This window comes from Bradyrhizobium sp. LMTR 3 (genome assembly GCF_001693485.1).
In the GTDB taxonomy this organism is placed as follows: Bacteria; Pseudomonadota; Alphaproteobacteria; order Rhizobiales; family Xanthobacteraceae; genus Bradyrhizobium.
In genome coordinates this window covers 21,231-43,464 of the sequence record NZ_MAXC01000004.1, presented here as the reverse complement: position 1 = coordinate 43,464, position 22,234 = coordinate 21,231, and the positions used below count along the sequence as shown (strand labels likewise).

The following is a 22,234-nucleotide window of genomic DNA, read 5'->3' as shown; positions in this document are numbered from 1 at the left end:
CTTTAGGAGGCCCGGATGCGTCCGACCAAAGACCTCGGACCATCGCGAAAGAGCGCTTTAGCTACCCGCTCCGGCTTCGCTTGGCAAGGTGGGGAAATGCGATCGGGGAGCCAATTCCGGGCAGTATTTCCGTCATTCCGGGCGCATCACAGCGCAAACCTCGGATGTGCCCCGCACATCTGGGAATCTCGCGCCATGACTTCTGGATTCCGGGTTCGATGCGGATCCCGTCATCGGGCCGCGCTTCGCGCGGACCCTGTGGCATCGTTCCGGAATGACGTGAGAGACCAAGCGCTTACGCCCGAGCCCGCTCGTTGCGGACGCTCTGCAGTTCCACCGGGCGGTCGGGGATCGAGACGCGGAAGGTGGCGCCGATGGTGCCTTCGACCAGGTGGATGTCGCCACCATGGGCGCGGACCAACTCGGCGGCGATCGCCAGGCCCAGTCCGCTGCCGCCGGGGCGGCCGGAGGTCTGGAACGCCTCGAACAGGTGCTCGCGCGTCTTTGCCGGCACGCCCGGCCCGGTGTCGGAAACCTCGATGATCGCGACCGAGCCTTCGCGGCGGCCGGTGATTCGGATCTGCAAGGTCGCGGCGTCGCCCTTGGGGCGGCTGTCTAGCGCCTGCACCGCGTTGCGCACCAGGTTGAGCAGCACGCGAAAGAGCTGGTCGGGATCGGCGTCAATGGAGAGCCCCCGCTCGATCGCGTTGATCCAGGTGATCGAGGCGTCGGCGGCAAGGCCCGCGGATTCGCGCACCTCGGTGACCACGGGTTCGACCTGGATCAAGCGGCGGTCGGGCTCGGCCTCCTGGACGCGGCCATAGGACAGCGTCGACTGGCAGAAGTCGATGGCGCGCTCCAGCGAGCGCATCAGTTTCGGCGCAAAGCGCTGCACCCGCGGATCGGGCACGCTGGCCAATTGATCCGAGAGCAATTGCGAGGACGCCAGAAGATTGCGCAGATCATGGTTGATCTTCGATACCGCAAGGCCAAGCGCGGCAAGCCGGCTCTTCTGGGAGAGCATCGAGACGAGGTCGCGCTGCATGTCGGACAGTTCGCGCTCGACGACGCCGATCTCGTCGCCGCGCTGGCTCGGCACGATGATGCGCGCCGCGCTTTCGGGGTTTTCGTGGAAGCCGACGAGATTGGCGGTCAGCCGCCGCATCGGGCGGACAAACAGATAATGCAGCGCGAGGTAAACCAGCCCCGCGGCGAGCATCGCGATCCCCAGCGAGACCAGCAGCAGATTGCTGGAAAAGCGGTACATCGCCAGCCGTAGCGGCTTTTCGTCGACCACGACCTCGATGAAATGCGCGCCACCGGGCGCGGGTCCCACCACGCGGATGGTCTGGTTGCCGGTATCCAGCATGGTCTCAAAGGATTCCACGATCGCGGACCACACCGTCAGGGTGCGCATGTCGATATTGCGATCGATCGCCGCAGGCAGGTCGGCGCTGGCGAGTAACCGGCGCTGTTGTCCCATCTTGATGGCGACCGCGCGCGCACCGACGCTGGTCAGGATCTGACGCGAGAGCGAATCCGGGACCATTCCCAGCGGGGCCGCATCCAGCACCAGGGCGGCAGTGTTGGCGGCCGCCAGACGGTCGTTCAGCCGGTTGGTCCAGAAATTCGCGATCGACGGCACGTAGATCATCAAGAGCGCGATCATCACCAGCGGGATCGTCAGCAGCAGCAGCTTGCCGGACAGGCCGAGGCGCCGCTGGGCCCGGGGCCGCGGTGCTTGAGGGGTCGGCTGGTCGTCGGTCGCTGACACGAATATCCGCCTTGATATCTCTGCTCTTTGGAGCCGGACCCAAGCCCCCCGGCCCAAATCGGTCGGTATCGCGATTCCGAGGATGCGTTTGGGCGACCTAGCGGTCAAATTACCGATCGCTAATGTCCCGTGGTTCCGATGGTCCGGGCGCGCCGCCGTCTTGCCCCTGAAAACCCCACGAAAACAGATATATTCGCCCCAATTGCGACGTTTCAAAGAACGGCTGATACCGCAACCCCCGACATTGACGAAAACAGGTCGCTCCCGTATAAGCCGCGCCAATTGTCCGCGATGGCCCGGTTTCACCGGGGGCGGCTCGCTTTGGGCCGTAAATGGCCCGTTTTCGGGCCGGCCCGCATCATCGGACGCATCTCAATCCAACAGGCAAATTGCCCGGTCAGCGGAGAACTACCCGTGAAGCGGACTTATCAACCCAGCAAACTGGTGCGCAAGCGCCGTCACGGCTTCCGCGCCCGTCTCGCCACCGCCGGCGGCCGCAAGGTTCTCGCCGCTCGCCGTGCGCGCGGCCGCAAGCGTCTGAGCGCCTGAGCCGGATCCTTTCCGGAGATTTCATTCATGGATCGGCTGAGGCAGCGGGCGGACTTTCTCGCCGTTGCCAATGGCACGCGGGCCAACAGCGCTGCCTTCGTGGTGCAGGGCCTGGCCCGCGACGATGACGGCCCGATCCGAGTAGGCTTCACCGTTACCAAAAAGAACGGTACTGCTACCGAGCGCAATCGCATCCGGCGCAGGCTTCGCGAACTGGTGAAGCGGCTGGACGTCATATCAATGCGACCGCACCATGATTATGTGCTGGTAGGCCGTCGCGCCGCGCTCACCCGCGACTTCGCAACCATGCTCGACGATCTCCGCTCGGCGCTGCATCGCCTCGACCGGCAGCCGACGGGCAAAGCGTTTTCGAGCCAAGTGGATTCCGGTTCGCATAGCAATCAAGTTTACGCAGATTGCGTAGACTTATCTGCGGTAGAAAACGCGTCAAAACGAAAACTGAGGGCCTCGGTTGCGACGACAGTCGGAACCGAACGGGCCCGAAACCCGAATTGAATGGCGAGACCTCAAAAACGATGACCGACAACCGCAACACCATCCTCGCCGTCATTCTGTCCGGCCTCGTGCTGATCGCCTGGCAGTATTTCTACAACATGCCGCAGATGGAGCGGCAGCGCGCGCAACAGCAGACCCAGGCTGAACTCAACAAGTCGGCGCCACAGACGGCTCCGGGCTCCACCACGCCGCAACCGGGCGCGACGCCATCCCCCGGCGCGCCCGCCGGCCAGCCAGCCCAGCCGGTCGTCAGCCGCACCGCCGCGATTGCCGCCTCGCCCCGCATCAAGATCGAGACGCCGCGTATTTCCGGCAGCATCGCGCTGAAGGGCGCGCGCATCGACGATCTCGCATTGGAGAAATTCCGCGACACCGTCGATCCGAAGTCCCCGGCGATCGTGCTGTTCTCGCCCTCGGGGACGGCGCATCCCTATTACGCGGAATTCGGTTGGGTCGCCGCCTCCGGCTCGACGGCCAAGCTTCCCGACCGCGAGACGGTTTGGCAGCAGGAAGGCTCCGGCAGCCTGACGCCCGGCACCCCCGTAACGTTGAAATGGGACAATGGCGAAGGCCTCACCTTCCGCCGCACCATTGCGATCGACGACCGCTATCTCTTCACCATCAAGGACGACGTCACCAACGTCGGCAATGCGCCGGTCACGCTCTATCCGTTCGCCCTTATCTCTCGCCACGGCACGCCGGAGGTCTCGGGCTACTACATCCTGCATGAAGGCCTGATCGGCTATCTCGGCGACCAGCGCCTGCAGGAATACAGCTACTCGAAGATCGACGAAGCTAAGTCGGTCGCCTTCAACGTCACCAATGGCTGGCTCGGCATCACGGACAAATACTGGGCGTCGGCGCTGTTGCCGGACACCACCGCCAAGCTGCAGGCGCGCTTCTCCTCCAACCTGGCCGGTACCAAGCGCACTTACCAGACCGACTACCTGCTGGATCCGCAGACGATTGCGATCGGCGGCACCGGCAGCGCCAATGCTCGGCTGTTCGCCGGCGCCAAGGAAGCCAGCGTCGTCGGCATCAACTTCCCGCTGGCCGGCCATGGCGGCTACAACAAGCAGCTCGGGCTCAACCAATTCGATCTATTGATCGACTGGGGCTGGTTCTACTTCATCACCAAGCCGATGTTCCTGTTGCTCGACTATTTCTTCCACCTGGTCGGCAATTTCGGCGTCTCCATCCTGCTGGTGACGGTGCTGATCAAGCTCCTGTTCTACCCGCTCGCCAACAAATCCTACGCCTCGATGGCGAAGATGAAGTCGGTGCAGCCACAGCTCGCGGCACTGAAGGAGCGCTATCCCGACGACCGCCAGAAGCAGCAGCAGGAGATGATGGAGATCTACCGCAAGGAGAAGATCAACCCGATCGCGGGCTGTCTTCCCATTGCGCTGCAGATTCCGGTGTTCTTCTCGCTCTACAAGGTGCTGTTCGTCACCATCGAAATGCGCCATGCGCCGTTCTACGGCTGGATCAAGGACCTTTCGGCGCCGGACCCGACCAACCTGTTCAATCTGTTCGGCCTGCTGCCTTTCGATCCGACGCATATGCCGGTGATCGGATATTACCTCGCGCTCGGCGTCTGGCCGATCATCATGGGCATCACGATGTGGTTCCAGATGAAGCTGAACCCGACACCGCCGGATCCGACCCAGAAGATGATCTTCGACTGGATGCCGCTGATCTTCACCTTCATGCTGGCCGGCTTCCCGGCGGGTCTCGTGATCTACTGGGCCTGGAACAACCTGCTCTCGGTGATCCAGCAGAGCTACATCATGCGAAAGAACGGCGTGAAGGTGGAGCTGTTCGACAATCTCAAGGCGACGTTCGCGCCGAAGAAGGCCGCCGAGAAGACGTGACGGTTGCGCCGCTCGCAATGCTCCGTCATTGCGAGCGAAGCGAAGCAATCCATGCATCTGCACGGGGAAAGATGGATTGCTTCGTCGCTTCGCTCCTCGCAATGACGGTGAAGAACCGAGAAACCTTCGCATGACCGCCGAAACCGATGCGGAGCTGATCGAAGAGGGACGAAAACTCTTCGCCGGCGAATGGAAGTTCGTCTGGGCCTCGCCCTCGATCGAAACACTGCCGCCGATGGCGGGCACGGAAGTGGCGTTTGCCGGCCGTTCCAACGTCGGCAAATCGAGTCTCATCAACGCGCTCACGGGGCGCAACGCGCTGGCACGCACCTCGCATACGCCGGGCCGCACCCAGGAACTGATTTTCTTCGAAGGGCCCGACAAGGCCGGGCTGCGGCTGGTCGACATGCCCGGCTATGGCTATGCCTCGGCGCCGAAAACCAAGGTCGCCTCCTGGACCAAGCTGATCCATCAATTCCTGTTGGGACGCGCCACGCTGGCGCGGGTCTATGTGCTGATCGACGCGCGCCACGGCATCAAGGATGTCGACCAGGACGTGCTGAAGACGCTGGATAAATCCGCCGTGAGCTATCAGGTGGTGCTGACGAAAGCGGATCAGGTGAAGCCCGCTGAGCTGCAAAAGAACATCGCCGAAACCACGGCCGCGCTCGCCAAGCATCCGGCGGCGTTTCCGGATGTATTGGTAACCTCCTCGCGCACCAGCGCCGGCATGCCGGAACTGCGCGCTGCGATGGTGCGGTTGTTGAAGGAGCGTGGCTGATGAACCGCGCCGGCCGCATCCTGATCGTGCTCGCCGCCATCATGGGCGCTGACGGCGTCATGCTGGCGGCAGCCTCCGCCCATGGCGCGGACGCGTCGCGGCTGGTTTCCGCCTCGTCGATGCTGTTGTTTCACGCCAGCGCGGTACTAGGCGCCGTCGCGTTGGCCGAGCGCGGGATCGTTCACGCGAAAATCGGCATCGCGGGCGCTTTCGGCTTTGTTCTCGCAGCGAGCCTGTTCGCCGGCGATTTGACGCTGCGGCACTATGCCGGGCATGGGCTGTTCACGATGGCCGCGCCCACCGGGGGGACACTGCTGATTGCGAGCTGGCTGGCGCTGGCGGTTTCGGCAGCCTGGCCGAAGCAGAGGTGAATCTTCCCTTCTCCCCTTGTGGGAGAAGGTGGCGCGAAGCGCCGGATGAGGGGTCTGCATCAGCGGAAAGAACCCCTCACCCGTCTCGAATGAGCTCCGCTCATTCGATCCACCCTCTCCCACAAGGGGAGAGGGGAAGTAAGAGGTCGTCGCCGCAACATCCCCACTTTGCGCCCTGCCCGCCAATCGGATAGAACCCGGCCCGACATCCGAAAATGGCGAGACCCGCTTCATGACATCAGCGCAAGATATCAGCCCGCTCGATCAGGCCCGCATCCTGTCGGAAGCGCTCCCGCATATGCAGCAGTATGACGAGGAAACCATCGTCATCAAATATGGCGGCCACGCGATGGGCGCGGAGGAAACCGCCAAGGCGTTTGCGCGCGACATCGTGCTTCTGGAGCAGACCGCGATCAATCCGGTGGTGGTGCATGGCGGCGGGCCGCAGATCGCGACCATGCTGAAGCGGCTCGGCATCCAGTCGGAATTCGCCGCCGGGCTGCGCATCACCGATGCCGCCACGATTGAGATCGTCGAGATGGTGTTGGCGGGCTCGGTGAACAAGCAACTAGTCGGCTACATCAACGAAGCCGGCGGCAAGGCCGTGGGGCTGTCCGGCAAGGACGGCAACATGGTGAAGGCGACCAAGACCTCGCGCACCATGGTCGATCCGGATTCCAACATCGAGAAGGCGATCGATCTCGGCTTCGTCGGCGATCCCGACAAGGTCGACCTCACGCTGTTGAACCAGTTGATCGGCTATGAGCTGATCCCGGTGCTGGCGCCGCTGGCGACCTCGCATGACGGCCACACCCTCAACATCAACGCCGACACGTTTGCCGGCGCAGTGGCCGGTGCGCTCAAGGCCAAGCGGCTATTGCTGCTGACCGACGTTCCCGGCGTGCTCGACAAGTCGAAGAAGCTGATTCCGGAATTATCGGTGAAGGACGCGCGAAAGCTGATCGCCGACGGCACGATTTCCGGCGGCATGATTCCGAAGGTCGAGACCTGCATCTACGCGCTGGAACAGGGCGTGCAGGGCGTCGTCATCATCGACGGCAAGATGCGGCACGCCGTGTTGCTCGAATTGTTCACCAATCAAGGCACCGGCACGCTGATCCACAAGTGATGAGCAAAGCGGCGACGCGCATACGGGCCGTCATGGCCAAGCATGACGAGCGGAGGGCATCGCGACGGCCGCGCTTTGCACGCTTCCTGATGTCGCTGCCGGCCGCGGCGATCTCGCTGTTCGCTTCCTCGCTGCCCGCGTTTGCCGACCTGAAACTCTGCAACCGCATGAGCTACGTCGTCGAGGCCGCGATCGGCATCGACGAGAAATCGGCGACCGCGACGCGGGGCTGGTTCCGGATCGATCCGGCCGCCTGCCGGGTGGTGCTGCAGGGCGCGCTGACGGCCGACCGCATCCTGTTGAACGCGCGTGCGCTCGGTGTCTACGGCGCCTCGCCGATCCCGCAGAACGGCAGCGACACGCTGTGCATCGCGCCGGACAATTTCGTCATCGCCGCCGCCCGCCAGTGCCGCGGCAACCAGACGCCGGCGCCGTTCACCCAGATCACGCCGACGCGGACCGACGACGGCACCCTTGTCGCCTATCTGGCCGAAGATTCCGAGTATGACGACGAGCAGGCACGGCTCGCCGGCATCCAGCGGCTCCTGGTGATCGCGGGCTATGACGCCGCGCCGATCGACGGCGTCGACGGGCCGAAGACGCAGGGAGCCTTGAGCGCCTTTCTGAAGAGCCGCGGACTGGCGGCCGAAATCGTGCAGTCGCAAAACTTCTTCACCACCATGATCGACGCCGTGCAAAAGCCCTCCTCCACAGGGCTGACCTGGTGCAACGACACGCCGCACAAGATCATGGCGGCGGTCGCCACCGACGACGGCAAGGCGGTGACCAGCCGCGGCTGGTACCGCATCGATCCCGGCAAGTGCCTGCATCCCGATGTGATCGGCCAGCCCAAACAGGTCTACAGTTTTGCCGAAGCCATCGACGGCGAAAACCGCGCCATCAAGTACCGGGACAAGCCGTTGAACTGGGGCGGTCCCAAACAGCTCTGCACGCGCGACAGCAAATTCGAGATATCCGAACAGGGCGATTGCGGCACGCGCGGGCTTGCCGCAATCGGGTTTGCGCCGGTCGATATGAGTAGCGGCGGCAAAACGCTGCGGTTTGCGATGCCGTGATGAAATTACGATCCTTCAAACTCTTTCCGTCATCACCCGCGAAGGCGGGTGATCCAGTACTCCGAGACGCCTATTGTTACCCTCGAAGGCCGCGGCGTACTGGATGCCCCGCCGGAGCCTGTCATCGGGCTCGCCGGAGGCGAGACCCGGTGGCGGGGCATGACAGCGAGGATGTACTATGAATTCCCGCTCCTTCAGCCACATCGACACCTGGGTGTTCGATCTCGACAACACGCTGTACCCGCATCACGTCAATCTGTGGCAGCAGGTCGACGCGCGGATCGGCGAGTTCATCGGCGCTTACTTGAAGATCTCTGCGGAAGAAGCCCGCGTGATCCAGAAGGACTATTACCGCCGTTACGGCACCAGCATGCGCGGCATGATGACCGAGCACGGCGTGCGCGCCGACGACTACCTCGCCTATGTGCACCAGATCGATCATTCGCCGCTGGAGCCAAACCCGGCGATGGGGGCTGCGATCGCAGAACTTCCGGGGCGCAAGCTGATCCTGACCAACGGCTCGACAGACCATGCCGGCGCGGTGTTGGCACGACTCGGCATCGGCGAACATTTCGAGGCGGTGTTCGATATCATCGCCGCCGAGCTGGAGCCGAAGCCGGCACCGCAGACCTACGACAGGTTCCTGCGCGTCCACGGCGTCGATCCCCTGAGATCGGCGATGTTCGAGGACCTCGCCCGCAACCTCGTGGTGCCGCACCAGCTCGGCATGACCACGGTGCTGGTGGTGCCTGACGGCGCCAAGGAAGTGGTGCGCGAGGACTGGGAGCTGGAAGGCCGCGATGCAGCTTACGTCGATCATGTCACGGATGATTTGACGGGATTTTTGGAGCGATTGGCTCAATCAAGGTAGGTCGTCATACCCCGCGAAAGCGGGGTATCAAGTAATCACCAGCATCTCGATCAATTACCGCCGCCTCGGCGTACTGGGTCACCCGCCTTCGCGGGTGACGACGAGAGAGTTTGCCTTGACTCTCACCTCCCAAATCCCGAAAAAGCCCACCGACTTTGCCCAATCCCCCGAGGAAATCCCGATGTCCCTGTCCGCGCTCGAATCCACCGTCAACACCGCGTTCGATGCCCGCGACGGCATTTCAACGGCGACCAAGGGCGAGGTTCGCGAGGCCGTCGATCACGCGCTTGAGCTGCTCGACAAGGGCGAAGCGCGGGTCGCCGAGCGTGAGGCCTCGGGCAAGTGGAAGGTCAATCAGTGGCTGAAGAAGGCGGTGCTGCTGTCGTTCCGCCTCAACGACATGGGCCAAATTCCCGGCGGCCCCGGCAAGGCGTCGTGGTGGGACAAGGTGCCGTCGAAGTTCGAAGGCTGGGGCGAGAACCGTTTTCGCGATGCCGGTTTCCGCGCCGTGCCCGGCGCAATCGTGCGCCGCTCGGCGTTCATCGCCCGCAACGTCGTGCTGATGCCCTCCTTCGTCAATCTCGGGGCCTATGTCGATGAGGCGACCATGATCGACACCTGGTCGACAGTCGGTTCCTGCGCGCAGATCGGCAAGCGCGTGCATATTTCCGGCGGCGTCGGCATCGGCGGCGTGCTGGAGCCGCTGCAGGCCGAGCCCGTAATCGTCGAGGACGATTGCTTCATCGGCGCGCGCTCGGAAGTCGCCGAAGGCGTGATCGTGCGCAAGGGCGCGGTGCTGGCAATGGGCGTATTCCTCGGCGCCTCCACCAAGATCGTCGACCGCGAGACCGGCGAAACCTTCATCGGCGAAGTGCCGGAATATTCGGTCGTAGTTCCCGGCGCCCTGCCCGGCAAACCCTTGAAGAACGGCCAGCCCGGCCCATCGACGGCCTGCGCCGTCATCGTCAAGCGCGTCGACGAGCGCACCCGCGCCAAGACCAGCATCAACGAATTGCTGCGGGATTAGGGCTCGGACCTAAAATCCCTCCGATGCGATCAATCTCCGGGCCGCGGGCTTTGCCGCCGCCCGGAGTTACAAGGCTGGCCCGCCGCCGGTTTGGCGTGTTAAGCGGGGGTATGAATGACGCCGTTACCATTACCCGCGACCTCGTCCGCTGCCCCTCTGTCACCCCTGCCGATGCCGGTGCGCTCGGCGTTCTCGAACGTCTGCTGAAGGACGCCGGCTTCGAGGTGCATCGCGTGACCTTCGGCGAGCCAGGCACCGCCGATATCGACAATCTTTACGCTCGGATCGGCGACAGCGCGCCTCACATCACCTTTGCCGGCCATACCGACGTGGTGCCACCCGGCGACGAGGCCGCGTGGACGCTCGGCGCGTTCTCGGGCGAGGTCAAGGACGGCTTTCTCTATGGCCGCGGCGCGGTCGATATGAAGGGCGGCATCGCCTGCAGCGTCGCAGCCGTGCTGCAATATCTCGCCGACGTCAGCGGCAAGCCGAAAGGCTCGATCTCGTTTTTGATCACCGGCGACGAAGAGGACATTTCGGTCAACGGCACCATCAAGCTGTTGAAGTGGTGCGCCGAGCGCGGCGAAGAATTCGATCATTGCGTGCTCGGCGAACCTTCTAACGTCGAGGTGCTGGGTGATTGCATCAAGATCGGCCGCCGCGGCTCGCAGTCCGGCACGCTCCATGTCGATGGCGTGCAGGGCCATGTCGCCTATCCGCACCGCGCGTCGAACCCGGTGCCTGATATTTCGCGGCTGATCGTGGCGCTCTGCGACGAGCCGCTCGACCATGGCAGCGCGCAGTTTCAGGCGTCCAATCTCGAGTTCACCTCCGTCGATGTCGGCAACACCGCCAGCAACGTCATCCCCGGACAGGCGCGTGCAAAATTCAACATCCGCTACAACGACAACCACACGCAGGAAAGCTTGCGCGCGCTGGTCGAGGAGCGGCTGGCAAAGGCCTGCGGCAACCGCATCCGCGCCCGCATCGTGTGGGAATATTCCAACTCCAACGTGTTCGTGACGAAGCCGGGCGCGTTCACCGATCTCGCGGTAAGCGCGATCGAGGAAATCACCGGACGCAAGCCGGAGCTCTCGACTTCCGGCGGCACCTCGGACGCTCGTTTCATTTCGAGCTACTGCCCGGTGATCGAATTCGGCCTCGTCGGCCAGACCATGCACCAGATCGACGAACGCACGCCGGTGTCCGATCTGGAGAAGCTGACGAAGATCTATCGCGGGGTGTTGGAAAGGTATTTTGCCTAGTGCGCCGCCGTCATCGTCGGCACGGAATCGTAGGATGGGTGGAGCGTAGCGATACCCATCGTCGAGCCGCTGACACGATGGGTATCGCTTCGCTCCACCCATCCTACAAGATCGCCAGCGTGGTCCCCTAATACTCCACCCGCACCAGATACAGCCCCTCCGGAGGCGCTACTGGGCCGCAGGCGGCGCGGTTGCGGGCGGCTAAGGCCGCTGCGAGGTCATCGGCGCTCCAGCGGCCTTCGCCGACCCAGACCAGTGAGCCCACCATCGAGCGCACCTGGCTGTGCAGGAACGAGCGCGCGGAAGTAAGGATCGAAACCTGATCGCCTTTCCTGATCACGTCGAGCTGGTCGAGCGTCTTCTCCGGCGATTTCGCCTGGCACTCGGTGTCGCGAAACGTCGTGAAATCGTGCTTGCCGAGCAGCCTCTTGGCTGCGGCGTCCATCGCATCCGTATCGAGATGCCGCGGCACCCGCCAGCTCCGCTTGATATCGAGTGCGAGATTGGCTCTGGTGTTGGTGATCCGGTAGCGGTAGTGGCGTCTTTTGGCCGAGAAACGTGCCTCGAAATCGTCGGCCACGATCTCCGCCGAGAGCACAGCGATCGGATGCGGGCGCAAATGCGCGTTCAACCCATCGCGCAGGCGGCCCGGCGGAAACGGCTTTTGGATATCGCAATGCGCGACCTGCGCCAGCGCATGGACCCCGGCATCGGTGCGGCCCGAGCCATGGACGCGCACGTCCTCGCCGCAGATCGCCTTCACCGCAGTTTCCAGCGCGCCCTGCACGGTCGGCGCGTTATCCTGGATCTGCCAGCCGGAGAACGGCGTGCCGTCGTATTCGATGATGAGTTTGTAGCGGGGCATCTCAATCCAATGGAACTGTCATCATCCGCGAAAGCGGATGATCCAGTACGCCGCGGCTCCTCGGTTCAATCTCAAAAGCCGCGGCGTACTGGATACCCCACCTTCGCGGGGTATGACAGTGTTAAGAAAACCGCGCACCAGCCTTCAGCGGCGTGCCGCGCAGGAAATCTGCGGCCTTCATCCGCGCCTTGCCTTCGCGTTGCAGTTCCAGAATGCGGATCGCGCCGTCACCACAGGCGATCGTCAAACCATCGTCGAGCACCTCGCCGGGCGCACCTGAACCTCTCGCCAACTCACAGCGCAGAATCTTGATCCGCGCCGGCTCGCCATCGGTAGCCAACTCGCACCAGGCGCCGGGAAAGGGAGACAGCCCGTGAATATGCCGCAGCACCTCGCGCGCCGGCTGCTTCCAGTCGATCCGCGCCTCTGCCTTGTCGATCTTGGCGGCGTAGGTCACGCCATCTTCGCTTTGCTTTTGGAGCTGTAACCCGCCGCGCTCGAGCCCGCCCATGGCGCGCACCATCAGGTCGGCCCCGAGCGGCGCCAGCGCGTCGTGCAGATCGGCCGCCGTCATTGAGTCCGTGATCGCGAGCCGCTCGGCCATCGCGACGTCACCGGTGTCGAGACCAACATCCATCTTCATCACCATCACGCCAGTCTCGGCATCGCCCTCCATGATGGCGCGGTTGATCGGGGCGGCACCGCGCCAGCGCGGCAGCAGCGAAGCGTGCAGGTTGAAGCAGCCGTAGCGCGGCGCGTCGAGAATGGCTTGCGGCAGGATCATGCCGTAGGCGACGACGACGGCGGCGTCGGCATTGTGCGCGCGGAATTCGGCGAGCGCTTCCGGCGTCCTCAGCGTCGCCGGCGTCAGCACGGGAATCCCAAGCCGGCGCGCTTCCTGCTCGACCGGGGTCGGCTGCAATTGCAGCCCACGGCGACCGCCCGGCTTCGGCACACGGGTATAGACCGCCACGACCTGATGGCCGTGGGCCACGAGTTCGAGCAGCGTCGGCACCGCGAAATCGGGCGTGCCCATGAAGATCAGGCGGAGTGGCATAACAAGAACTCGGTGCGTTCCCTCACCCCGCCGCGCGCTTGGCGGCTTTCGCAAACTTCTTCATCACGCGGTCGCGCTTGAGCTTCGACAGATAGTCCACGAACAGCACGCCGTTGAGGTGGTCGATCTCATGCTGGATGCAGGTGGCGAACAGGCCATCGGCGTCCTCCTCATGCACCTTGCCGTCGAGATCGGTATAGCGGATGCGAACCCGCGCCGGGCGTTCGACCTCCTCGTAATATTCGGGGATCGAAAGGCAACCCTCCTCGTAGATCGACATTTCCTCGGACGAGGAAATGATTTCCGGGTTGATGAACACCCGCGGCTTCGGCTTGGTCTCGCCGTTCTCGTCCTTCTTGGCGAGATCCATGGTGATCAACCGCAAAGGTTGCGCGACCTGAATCGCGGCCAGACCGATGCCGGGCGCGTCGTACATGGTTTCGAACATGTCGTCGGCGAGCTTGCGAATCTCCGTCGTCACCTTTTCGACAGGTTTGGAGACGAGCCGCAACTGCTTGTCCGGCAGGATGATGATTTCTCTGATGGCCATGATTTTTCTCTGGCGCGGGATTTAAGCCGCTGACCTGCCGGGGTCAATCCGCCGCGGCGACCGTTAAGGCGGCCTTAACCATGATTTTTAAGGCGGCGTTAACCACGAAAATTGACCCGGCATTTACCATAGACGTTCCCTCTTCGTTCGCTTCAAGCGGCGAATCGGGCTACAAGGCTGACATGAACGAAATTCTCTTCACCGTCGGCGACCTGCCGATTCACGTGCGCGAGGCGCTTGCAGGCTTCGCCGCGCTCGCATTGGTGCTGCTGCTGGTGATTGCCATCGTCATCGCCCGCTCCGGCCGCCGCGGCGCGGAACTGGCAATGGCGCAGGCGATCCGCGCCGACGAGCTGGAGGAGCGGCTGAGCGAGATGCTGCGGGCGCAGAGCGAATCGACGGGGCGGGTCGACGCCATGGCGCAGGCGCTGGCCGGACGCCAGGCCGAGATGGCGCGCGCGGTCAACGAGCGGCTGGATTCGGTGACACATCGCGTCGGGCAGTCGATGGAAGCGACCACGCGTCACACCATGGATAGCTTGCGGGTGCTGCATGAGCGGCTCGGCATCATCGACAACGCGCACAAGAATCTCACCGACCTGACGTCTCAAGTGACCACGCTCCGCGACGTGCTCGCCAACAAGCAGTCGCGCGGCGCCTTCGGCCAGGCGCGGATGGAAGCGATCGTGCAGGACGGCATGCCGCAGGGCTCGTACGAGTTCCAGTACACGCTCTCGTCGGGCAAGCGGCCGGATTGCGTGGTGTTCCTGCCGGATCAGCGCCCGCTCTGCATCGACGCCAAATTTCCGCTGGAGGCAATGACCGCACTGCACGACGCGCGCAGCGACGAGGAGCGAAAATTCGCCACGCAGCGCCTGCGCAACGACGTGATGAAACACGTCAATGACATCGCCGAGAAGTACCTGATCGCCGGCGAGACTCAGGATACGGCGCTGATGTTCGTGCCGTCGGAATCGGTCTATGCCGAAATCCATGACGGCTTTGACGACGTGATCCAAAAAGCCTACCGCGCCCGCGTCGTGCTGGTGTCGCCCTCGCTATTGATGCTGGCGATCCAGGTGATGCAGCAGATCCTGAAAGACGCGCGCATGCGCGATGCCGCCGACCAGATCCGCACCGAAGTGCTCAACCTCGGCGACGATCTGGGCCGCCTCCGCGACCGCGTGCTGAAGCTGCAAAAGCATTTTGGCGACGTCAACGAGGACGTCCGCCAGATCCTGATCTCCGCCGACAAGATCGAAAAGCGCGCCGGGCGGATCGAGGAACTCGATTTCAGCAAGACCGATGCGCCGGTAGAAGTGCCGCGCTTCGTCAAGGGCGGAACAGCCGAGCTGTTCCCCGCGCCGCGCAAGCTGCAGGCGGGGGAGTAGTTTCTTCGGGCGGCCGCAAACCGAGTTGTCATCGTCCGGCTTGACCGGGCGACCCAGTATCCCAGAGACGGCAGATGGGAACACGCAGCTACTACGTCTACATCCTTGCCAGCCGGATCGGCGGCACGCTCTACATTGGCGTGACGAACGATCTGATCCGGCGTGTTGGCGAGCACAAGCTGAAGCTCGCCGAGGGTTTCACCAAGAAATACGAGGTAAGTCGGCTCGTCTATTTCGAAATTTTCGATCAGATCGAATTTGCCATCCAGCGCGCCTCAAGAAATGGCCGCGAGCCTGGAAGGTGTCGCTTATCGAGAAGCAAAATCCGGACTGGATTGATCTTTACCCTGAGATTGCCGGGGGTGGCGGATAGGCCTCTGGGATACTGGGTCGCCCGATCAAGCCGGGCGATGACAGTGTTGCAAAATCTGCTAACACCCCAGCATGACCGCACCAGAAGCCACCTCCGCGCCCGAGAAAGCCCCCGCGCCAAACTGGCGCGAGGCTTGGGCCGTGTACCTCCAGCCGCGCGTGCTGATCGTGCTGCTGCTCGGCTTTTCGTCCGGGCTGCCGCTGGCGCTGTCCGGATCGACGCTGCTGGTGTGGATGCGCGAATCCGGCGTCGATCTCGGCACCATCGGACTGTTCGCGCTGGTCGGCACGCCCTACACGCTGAAATTTGCCTGGGCCCCGCTGGTCGATGCTCTGCATGTGCCGATCTTCACGCGCGCGTTCGGCCGCAGGCGCGGCTGGCTGGTGTTCTCGCAACTGCTCCTGATCGGCGCGATCCTGCTGCTGGCGCTGACCGACCCGGTGCGCTCGCCGCTGTTCGTGGCGCTCGGCGCACTTCTGGTCGCGACCATGTCCTCGACGCAGGACATCGTGGTCGACGCGTTCCGCGTCGAGAGCCTGCCTGAAAGCGAACAGGCCGCCGGGATGGCCTCCTACGTCGCGGCCTACCGGATCGGCATGCTGGTCTCGACCGCCGGCGTGCTGTTTCTCGTAAGCGCGTTCGAGGACACCGGCATCGGGCGTAGCTCGGCGTGGATGTGGGGCTATGTTGCCATGGCCGCGCTGGTGCTGATCGGGACCGTCACGGTGCTGGCCGCCACCGAGCCTGAACAATCGGTGCGCGCAGAGGCCAAGACCCACGACGAGGCTGCATTCTCGCGCGTCATGCACGCCGCCATCGGGGCGTTCTCCGAATTTCTGTCGCGCAAGCATGCCTTGACGGCGCTGGCCTTCGTGGTGCTGTTCAAACTCACCGACGCGTTTTCCGGCACCATGACCGCGCCGTTCGTGATCGATCTCGGCTTCACCCGCAACGACTACGCCGCGATCGTGAAGGGCGTCGGTCTCGCCGCGACCCTGATCGGCGGCTTTGCCGGTGGCTATGTCGCGCGGCGATATTCGCTGGTCGCAAGCCTCTGGATCGGCGGCGTGCTGCAGGCGATCTCCAACCTGGTGTTTGCGTGGCTCGCCTTTGTCGGCACCAGCCAATGGGCACTGGCCGCCGCGATTTCGGCGGAAAACTTCACCGGCGCGATCGGCACCGTGATCTTCGTCGCCTATCTCTCGGCGCTATGCCGGAACCCGCTGCATACTGCGACCCAATACGCGCTGCTGACCGCGCTGGCGGCGATCGGGCGCACCTATCTGTCCTCCGGCGCCGGCTATGTGGCGGAGGCGACGGGCTGGCCGCTGTTCTTCGTGATCTCGGTTGCGATCGCGGTGCCGAGCCTGATCCTGCTGACGTGGCTGCAGCGGCGCGGACATTTTGAGGCGGTGGGGCCGGTGAAGGTTTAGTTGCTTCCCGGCATCCGCAAACACAAATCGTCATCACCCGCGAAAGCGGGTGATCCAGTATTCCAGAGCAGTCGATAGAGCCGATAGGCCGCGGCGTACTAGGTCGCCCGGTCCCAGTGCGCAATTGCGCACAAGGCCGGGCGATGACAGCGATGCTTGTGACAACGGCCGCAACTCAATGTTTGGTCACCACGCTCCACTTGGTGATCACGGCTTCGCTGATCTGCCCGGCATCCCGCGCGCAGGCGACTTCGTCGACCTTCACGGAAATTTCCTTGCCGATGAAATTCTTCAGTTGCGCGGTCTGGGCCTCGCTGCTGGTGACGAGCTGGAACGTCTCGGGCCCGGTTTCGAGATTGCAGAGCCCGTTCGGCGGCGGCAGCCGGCGCGGTTCGCTGGTGATCTGGTAGGTGGCGGCGCGCTTCTTGCCACCCTTCATGGCGTTGAGTTCGCCAGACAGCACGTCGCCGGTCTTGATCGGCTTGCCGGGCTTCGGCGCCGGCTCGGTCTGCTGCGCCCACGCGGAAGGCGCGATCAAGGCCGCCGCCATGAGGACCGCAAAACAATAGCGCTTGCCGAATCGTGATTTCGTCATGTCGATCAGTTCCGTTGGTGATGGCTAGAACAGCGTGCGCTGCCGCATGGCAGCCGATAGCGTACCTTCGTCGAGATAATCAAGCTCGCCGCCGACCGGCACGCCATGGGCAAGCCGGGTGATCTTGACGTTGGCGTCCTGCAGCAGATCGGTGATGTAATGAGCGGTGGTCTGGCCGTCGACCGTGGCGTTCAGTGCGAGCACGATTTCGCTGACTTGCGACTCGTGTGCGCGGGCTACCAGCGCGTCGATGGTCAGGTCCTGCGGACCGATGCCGTCGAGTGGCGACAATGTGGCGCCGAGCACGTGATAGCGGCCGTTGGTCGCATTCGCCCGCTCCAGCGCCCAGAGGTCGGCGACGTCGGCGACCACGACGATGGTCGAGGGATCGCGCCTGGGGTCGATGCATACGGTGCAGGGATTTTGGGTATCGATGTTGCCGCAGGTCTTGCAGACCTGAATCCTGTCGATTGCCACCTGGAGCGCGCCGGCCAGCGGCGTCATCAGCGCCTCGCGCTTCTTGATCAGGTGCAGCGCCGCGCGCCGCGCCGAGCGCGGCCCGAGCCCCGGCAGGCGCGCCAGGAGCTGGATCAGGCGTTCGATTTCAGGCCCGGCAACACTTGCGGCCATTTCAGGTGAGACCAAGTCCGGGCGGCAGGCCGAGCCCGCCGGTCAGCGCCTGCATCTTTTCCATCGCCGCGGTTTCCGCCTTGCGCCGCGCGTCGTTATGCGCGGTGACCAAGAGATCCTCGAGCACTTCGCGCTCTTCGGCCTTCATTAGCGACGGATCGATCTTCACGCCCTTCACTTCCATCTTCGCGGTCATGCGAACGGCAACCAGCCCGCCGCCGGAAATGCCCTCGACCTCGAGATTGCCGAGCTCTTCCTGCATCGCCTGCATCTTGGATTGCAGCTCCGCCGCCTGCTTCATCATGCCGAGAAAATCAGCCATTCATCCGTCCTCTCGAGAGTCCGATCAGTCGTCATCGCCGTCGGAAGTCTCGTTCAAGTCGTCAGTGATAATATTGGATTCCGGCGGCTCGGCGGCAAGCCTTCGCACCTCGACGACCTTGGTGCCGGGAAACCGCGCCAGCACCTCCTGCACGCGCGGATCGGCCTCGGCTGCGCGGGCGTGCTCGTTTCTCGCTTGCTCGTTCTGCGAACGCAATGTCGGCTGGCCGGCCTCGTTGGAGACGATCACCGTCCAGCGCCGCCCGGTCCACAGTTCCAGCTTGCGGGAGAGGTCGTTGACCAGCCCCCGCGCCGCATTCCGCTCCAGCGCCACCTCAAGCCGCCCGTCCTCGAAGCGGACCAGGCGCATATCGGCTTCCAGCGCCGCCTTGGTCAGGAGATCGCGCTTTTCGCCGGCGAGCGCGACGAGCTGCGGAAAAGTGGTGATCCGCAGCACCGGCGCGGAGTCCGTTTGTGCCGACGGCGCTGCCATTTGCGGGCGCGCGGACGCTTCCGCGCCGGAGCGGGGCGAGGCAGGCGTGCGCATCGGCGACGCGGCAGACATTGAAGATACCGGCGCGGTGGGCGCAGCCCGTGACGGCGCAGTACCACCTGACGCGATCTGCGCGCCCCCGCCGTTTTGGTCGAGCATCCGGATCGCCTCATCCGGCGTCGGCAAGTCGGCGACATAGGCGATGCGCACCAGCACCATTTCGGCTGCCGCCGCCGGCCGAGTCGCGGTCTGTACCTCCGTGATGCCCTTGAGCAGCATCTGCCACATCCGCGACAGCACCCGCATCGACAGCTTTGCAGCAAATTCACGGGCGCGGACGCGCTCGGTCTCGCCGAACGCGACGTTGTCGGCGGTGGCGGGGACGGCCTTCACGCGGGTGACGAAATTGACGAATTCGGCGAGGTCGGACAGCACCACGACCGGATCGGCGCCGACGTCATATTGCGAACGGAATTCGCCAAAGGCGCTGGCGATATCGCCGCGCGCCAGATGCTCGAACAGGTCGATCACCCGGGTGCGGTCGGCAAGCCCCAGCATCTGCCGCACCGCGTCGGCGCGCACCAGCCCCGCCGCGTGGGCAATCGCCTGATCGAACAGCGACAGCGAATCGCGCACCGAGCCTTCGGCGGCGCGCGCGATGATGCCGAGCGCTTCCGGCTCGACCTCGACACCTTCCTTTTTCGCGATGTTGGAGAGATGCCCCATCAGCACGTCGGCCTCGACCCGGCGCAGGTCAAAACGCTGGCAGCGCGACAGCACCGTCACCGGGACTTTACGTATCTCGGTGGTGGCGAAGACGAACTTGGCGTGCTCCGGCGGCTCTTCCAGCGTCTTCAGAAAGGCGTTGAAGGCCGCCGTCGACAGCATGTGGACTTCGTCGATGATGTAGACTTTGTAGCGGGCACTGGCAGGCGCGTAGCGCACGCTGTCATTGATCTGGCGGACGTCGTCAACGCCGGTATGGGACGCGGCGTCCATCTCCAGCACGTCCATGTGCCGGCTTTCCATGATCGCCTGGCAGTGCACGCCGAGATCCGGCATGTGGATGGTCGGCCCCTTCACCGAACCGTCAGGCTTTTCATAGTTCAGCGCGCGGGCGAGAATCCGCGCCGTGGTGGTTTTGCCGACACCGCGGACGCCGGTCAGGATCCAGGCCTGCGGAATCCTTCCCGTTTCGAACGCGTTCGAGACGGTGCGGACCATGGCCTCCTGGCCGATCAGGTCGTCGAAACTCGAGGGGCGGTATTTTCGCGCCAGCACCCGGTAGGGCTTGGCGGTGGCGGGCTGGCCGCCGAGCTCCAAGCCACCCTGGCCGGCGCCTGCTGTCATATCGGGGGGAGCGCCAGCATCACTCATCGATCGATCCGCAATTGATTGTCTCTCGGGGCCGGCTTGCGGATAGGAACGAAACCGAGCGCAGGGCGCAGACTGGCCGCGTTCGCGCGCGATTCGCTCGAAAAACAGGTAGGAGACTGACGAGCGACCCGATCCGGACCTCGTTAGGGCTGCTTCCTTCCGGACCTGACCCGGTTGGCGAGTGGCTCGTCCACCGCCAATCTCCCGGTCCTTATTTGGGGCCAAAAGGTCCGGAAAGCAAGCGGGGCTTTCCCTGTAATACTCCGCGTTTCCCTGTCATACACTGCGAAAGCGGGGTATCCAGTACGCCGCGGCCTAACAGTAAAAACGGAAGGGGCCGCGACGTACTGGATCCGCCTTCGCTCGTTGAGCTACGGCGGACAAGTCAACCGCTTTCGCGGATGATGACACCTTGGTATGAAATCGGGAGTGCCCACAGAAGGCACTTTATCGGCCCGGCATGGATCGGGCATGGGAACTCTTGATGTCCTCTGACGCCTCCGCCTGGTCGCTGCATTCCCAGCTCAAAAAGGACACCATCGATATCGGCGACCTGCCGCTGTGCAAGGTGCTGGTCATCAAGGACGCGCATTACCCGTGGTTGCTCCTGGTGCCACGCAGGGCAGGTGCGGTGGAAATCATTGACCTCGACGATGTCGAGCAGGCGCAGTTGATGACCGAAATCTCGCGCGTCTCGCGCGCCCTGAAAGAGATCACCAAATGCGACAAGCTCAATGTTGCGGCGCTGGGCAATCTGGTGCCGCAGTTGCATGTCCATGTCATCGCGCGACGCAGCAGCGATGCGGCCTGGCCGCGCCCGGTCTGGGGCGTGATGCCGCCGTTGGCGCACGACGCTGAGGAAGTCCAGAATTTCATCAACGCGCTTCGCCGCAAGATCTGGTTGGGTTGAATAGATGTCCGCATTCGACAAGTATCCGCTGGGGAAGCCCGCTTTCGTTACCCATATTCTCGATCGCGCCGCGCATCTGCGCACCAACGACGAAAAACTGTTCGCGCTGGAGAACCAGCGCAACGCCAGCGCCTATGTGATCTACCGCGACTCGCTCCTGGTGAAGCAGGACGCGGACGGGCCGCGCGTGCTGCTCGGCGTCGAAGAGGCGGTGAAGCTCGGCGCCAATCCCGGCACCATCTTTCTGGGCTTGCGCGACGGCGCGCCGATGTTCGGCATGGGGATTTCGGCGGCCGCCGTGGAAAAGCTGATGACGCGCGACGACGTCGCCGTGACCGAGCTGCGCGGCATGGCCATGCAGGGCACCGTGCCGCCGGAACAACTCTCCGCGATCGCCATGGCCAAATCGATGGTGACCTGGCATCAGCGCCACGGCTATTGCGCCAATTGCGGTACCCGCACCGCGATGAAGGAAGGCGGCTGGAAGCGCGAGTGCCCGAGCTGCAAGGCCGAGCACTTTCCGCGCACGGATCCGGTCGTGATCATGCTGGTTACGCACGGTGACCGATGCCTGCTCGGCCGGCAGAAGCAGTTTATGCCTGGAATGTGGTCGTGCCTCGCCGGCTTCGTCGAAGCGGCCGAGACGATCGAGGACGCGGTTTGCCGGGAAATTTTCGAAGAATCCGGCATCCGTTGCACCGACGTGAGCTATTACATGACGCAGCCGTGGCCCTATCCGTCATCGCTGATGATCGGATGTTCCGCGCGCGCGCTCAACGAGGAGATCGTAGTGGACCGCGCAGAACTCGAGGACGCGCGCTGGTTCGATCGCGCCGAAGTCGCTCTCATGCACAAGCGCCAGCACCCCGACGGCCTGTTCGCCGCGCATCCCTTCGCGATCGCGCATCATTTGATCGGCCAATGGTTGCATGGCTGAGAGGATAACTGCGCGTAGCGGGGAACCGGCGGCTGCTTGCTCGATTGACTGGGGACTTGAGCGGACATG

The 22,234-nt window shown here is 63.8% G+C and carries 21 protein-coding genes, 1 other RNA gene and 2 pseudogenes; 15 read left to right on the top strand and 9 right to left on the bottom strand.

The window, feature by feature from the left end; all coding sequences use genetic code 11:
* Positions 1–295: 295 nt before the first annotated feature.
* Positions 296–1,774, bottom strand: a complete 1,479-nt coding sequence (locus tag LMTR3_RS04455; RefSeq protein WP_065743885.1) for an ATP-binding protein — start codon at positions 1,772–1,774, stop codon at positions 296–298.
* A gap of 414 nt (positions 1,775–2,188) precedes the next feature.
* On the opposite strand from LMTR3_RS04455, the gene rpmH reads away from it, so the two are divergent.
* The 10 genes and pseudogenes from rpmH to dapE all read left to right on the top strand — a co-directional run bounded on the left by rpmH (position 2,189) and on the right by dapE (position 11,233).
* Positions 2,189–2,323, top strand: a complete 135-nt coding sequence (gene rpmH / locus LMTR3_RS04450) for a 50S ribosomal protein L34 (RefSeq protein ID WP_008542748.1) — start codon at positions 2,189–2,191, stop codon at positions 2,321–2,323.
* Positions 2,324–2,350: 27 nt separating this feature from the next.
* A pseudogene (rnpA, locus tag LMTR3_RS04445) lies at positions 2,351–2,671 on the top strand (ribonuclease P protein component); the annotation flags it as partial.
* A 188-nt stretch (positions 2,672–2,859) separates the two neighbouring features.
* Entirely contained in the window at positions 2,860–4,713 is a 1,854-nt protein-coding gene (gene yidC / locus LMTR3_RS04440; RefSeq protein WP_065743884.1) for a membrane protein insertase YidC, read from the top strand.
* Positions 4,714–4,843: 130 nt separating this feature from the next.
* Positions 4,844–5,494, top strand: coding sequence for a ribosome biogenesis GTP-binding protein YihA/YsxC (yihA, locus tag LMTR3_RS04435; protein ID WP_065743883.1), 651 nt, complete (start codon positions 4,844–4,846; stop codon positions 5,492–5,494).
* On the top strand, positions 5,494–5,865 hold the full coding sequence (locus LMTR3_RS04430) for a DUF423 domain-containing protein (RefSeq protein WP_065743882.1): 372 nt from the start codon (positions 5,494–5,496) through the stop codon (positions 5,863–5,865). Before yihA ends, LMTR3_RS04430 begins: the two co-directional genes overlap by 1 nt.
* A 232-nt stretch (positions 5,866–6,097) precedes the next feature.
* The gene (gene argB / locus LMTR3_RS04425; RefSeq protein ID WP_028347942.1) at positions 6,098–6,994 is read left to right on the top strand and encodes an acetylglutamate kinase; all 897 of its coding nucleotides are present in this window, start codon (positions 6,098–6,100) and stop codon (positions 6,992–6,994) included.
* 89 nt (positions 6,995–7,083) lie between these two features.
* A complete protein-coding gene (locus LMTR3_RS04420; RefSeq protein ID WP_065744036.1) occupies positions 7,084–8,070 on the top strand; it encodes a DUF1036 domain-containing protein in 987 nt (328 codons plus the stop codon).
* Between the two features lie 178 nt (positions 8,071–8,248).
* Positions 8,249–8,941: a pyrimidine 5'-nucleotidase gene (locus LMTR3_RS04415; RefSeq protein ID WP_065743881.1), complete on the top strand. Its 693-nt coding sequence runs from the start codon at positions 8,249–8,251 to the stop codon at positions 8,939–8,941.
* Positions 8,942–9,122: 181 nt separating this feature from the next.
* Complete coding sequence (gene dapD / locus LMTR3_RS04410; RefSeq protein WP_065743880.1) at positions 9,123–9,968, top strand: 2,3,4,5-tetrahydropyridine-2,6-dicarboxylate N-succinyltransferase; 846 nt, start codon at positions 9,123–9,125, stop codon at positions 9,966–9,968.
* Between the two features lie 110 nt (positions 9,969–10,078).
* Positions 10,079–11,233 carry a succinyl-diaminopimelate desuccinylase gene (dapE, locus tag LMTR3_RS04405; protein ID WP_065743879.1) on the top strand — a complete coding sequence of 385 codons (1,155 nt, stop codon included), beginning with the start codon at positions 10,079–10,081 and terminating at the stop codon, positions 11,231–11,233.
* 127 nt (positions 11,234–11,360) lie between these two features.
* Here the strand turns inward: dapE and truA are convergent, their stop codons facing one another.
* The 3 genes from truA to def all read right to left on the bottom strand — a co-directional run bounded on the left by truA (position 11,361) and on the right by def (position 13,705).
* Positions 11,361–12,098, bottom strand: coding sequence for a tRNA pseudouridine(38-40) synthase TruA (gene truA / locus LMTR3_RS04400; RefSeq protein ID WP_065743878.1), 738 nt, complete (start codon positions 12,096–12,098; stop codon positions 11,361–11,363).
* 121 nt (positions 12,099–12,219) lie between these two features.
* Positions 12,220–13,155: a methionyl-tRNA formyltransferase gene (gene fmt, locus LMTR3_RS04395; RefSeq protein WP_065743877.1), complete on the bottom strand. Its 936-nt coding sequence runs from the start codon at positions 13,153–13,155 to the stop codon at positions 12,220–12,222.
* 22 nt (positions 13,156–13,177) lie between these two features.
* A complete protein-coding gene (def, locus tag LMTR3_RS04390) occupies positions 13,178–13,705 on the bottom strand; it encodes a peptide deformylase (RefSeq protein ID WP_065743876.1) in 528 nt (175 codons plus the stop codon).
* Positions 13,706–13,887: 182 nt separating this feature from the next.
* Here def and LMTR3_RS04385 point away from each other — a divergent pair, with 182 nt between their 5' ends.
* The 3 genes and pseudogenes from LMTR3_RS04385 (at position 13,888) to LMTR3_RS04380 (ending at position 16,902) form a co-directional block, all read left to right on the top strand.
* Positions 13,888–15,096 (top strand): DNA recombination protein RmuC, encoded by a 1,209-nt coding sequence (locus LMTR3_RS04385; protein ID WP_065743875.1) that lies wholly within the window; start codon positions 13,888–13,890, stop codon positions 15,094–15,096.
* Between the two features lie 74 nt (positions 15,097–15,170).
* Positions 15,171–15,469 (top strand): annotated as a pseudogene (locus LMTR3_RS36070) (GIY-YIG nuclease family protein).
* Between the two features lie 71 nt (positions 15,470–15,540).
* Positions 15,541–16,902 (top strand): AmpG family muropeptide MFS transporter, encoded by a 1,362-nt coding sequence (locus tag LMTR3_RS04380; protein ID WP_065743874.1) that lies wholly within the window; start codon positions 15,541–15,543, stop codon positions 16,900–16,902.
* 175 nt (positions 16,903–17,077) lie between these two features.
* Here LMTR3_RS04380 and LMTR3_RS04375 read toward each other — a convergent pair whose 3' ends face one another.
* From LMTR3_RS04375 to ffs, 5 genes are all read right to left on the bottom strand, one after another.
* Entirely contained in the window at positions 17,078–17,497 is a 420-nt protein-coding gene (locus LMTR3_RS04375) for a hypothetical protein (RefSeq protein WP_065743873.1), read from the bottom strand.
* A gap of 24 nt (positions 17,498–17,521) precedes the next feature.
* Positions 17,522–18,127, bottom strand: a complete 606-nt coding sequence (recR, locus tag LMTR3_RS04370; RefSeq protein ID WP_057841936.1) for a recombination mediator RecR — start codon at positions 18,125–18,127, stop codon at positions 17,522–17,524.
* A 1-nt stretch (position 18,128) separates the two neighbouring features.
* Positions 18,129–18,449: a YbaB/EbfC family nucleoid-associated protein gene (locus LMTR3_RS04365; protein ID WP_065743872.1), complete on the bottom strand. Its 321-nt coding sequence runs from the start codon at positions 18,447–18,449 to the stop codon at positions 18,129–18,131.
* Between the two features lie 24 nt (positions 18,450–18,473).
* Entirely contained in the window at positions 18,474–20,318 is a 1,845-nt protein-coding gene (locus LMTR3_RS04360) for a DNA polymerase III subunit gamma/tau (protein WP_065744035.1), read from the bottom strand.
* 108 nt (positions 20,319–20,426) lie between these two features.
* Positions 20,427–20,523: signal recognition particle sRNA small type (gene ffs / locus LMTR3_RS04355), an RNA gene on the bottom strand.
* Positions 20,524–20,802: 279 nt separating this feature from the next.
* Between ffs and LMTR3_RS04350 the strand changes: the two genes are divergently transcribed.
* Positions 20,803–21,228, top strand: coding sequence for an HIT domain-containing protein (locus tag LMTR3_RS04350; RefSeq protein ID WP_065744034.1), 426 nt, complete (start codon positions 20,803–20,805; stop codon positions 21,226–21,228).
* A gap of 4 nt (positions 21,229–21,232) precedes the next feature.
* Positions 21,233–22,165 carry an NAD(+) diphosphatase gene (nudC, locus tag LMTR3_RS04345; protein ID WP_065743871.1) on the top strand — a complete coding sequence of 311 codons (933 nt, stop codon included), beginning with the start codon at positions 21,233–21,235 and terminating at the stop codon, positions 22,163–22,165.
* Positions 22,166–22,234: the final 69 nt, after the last annotated feature.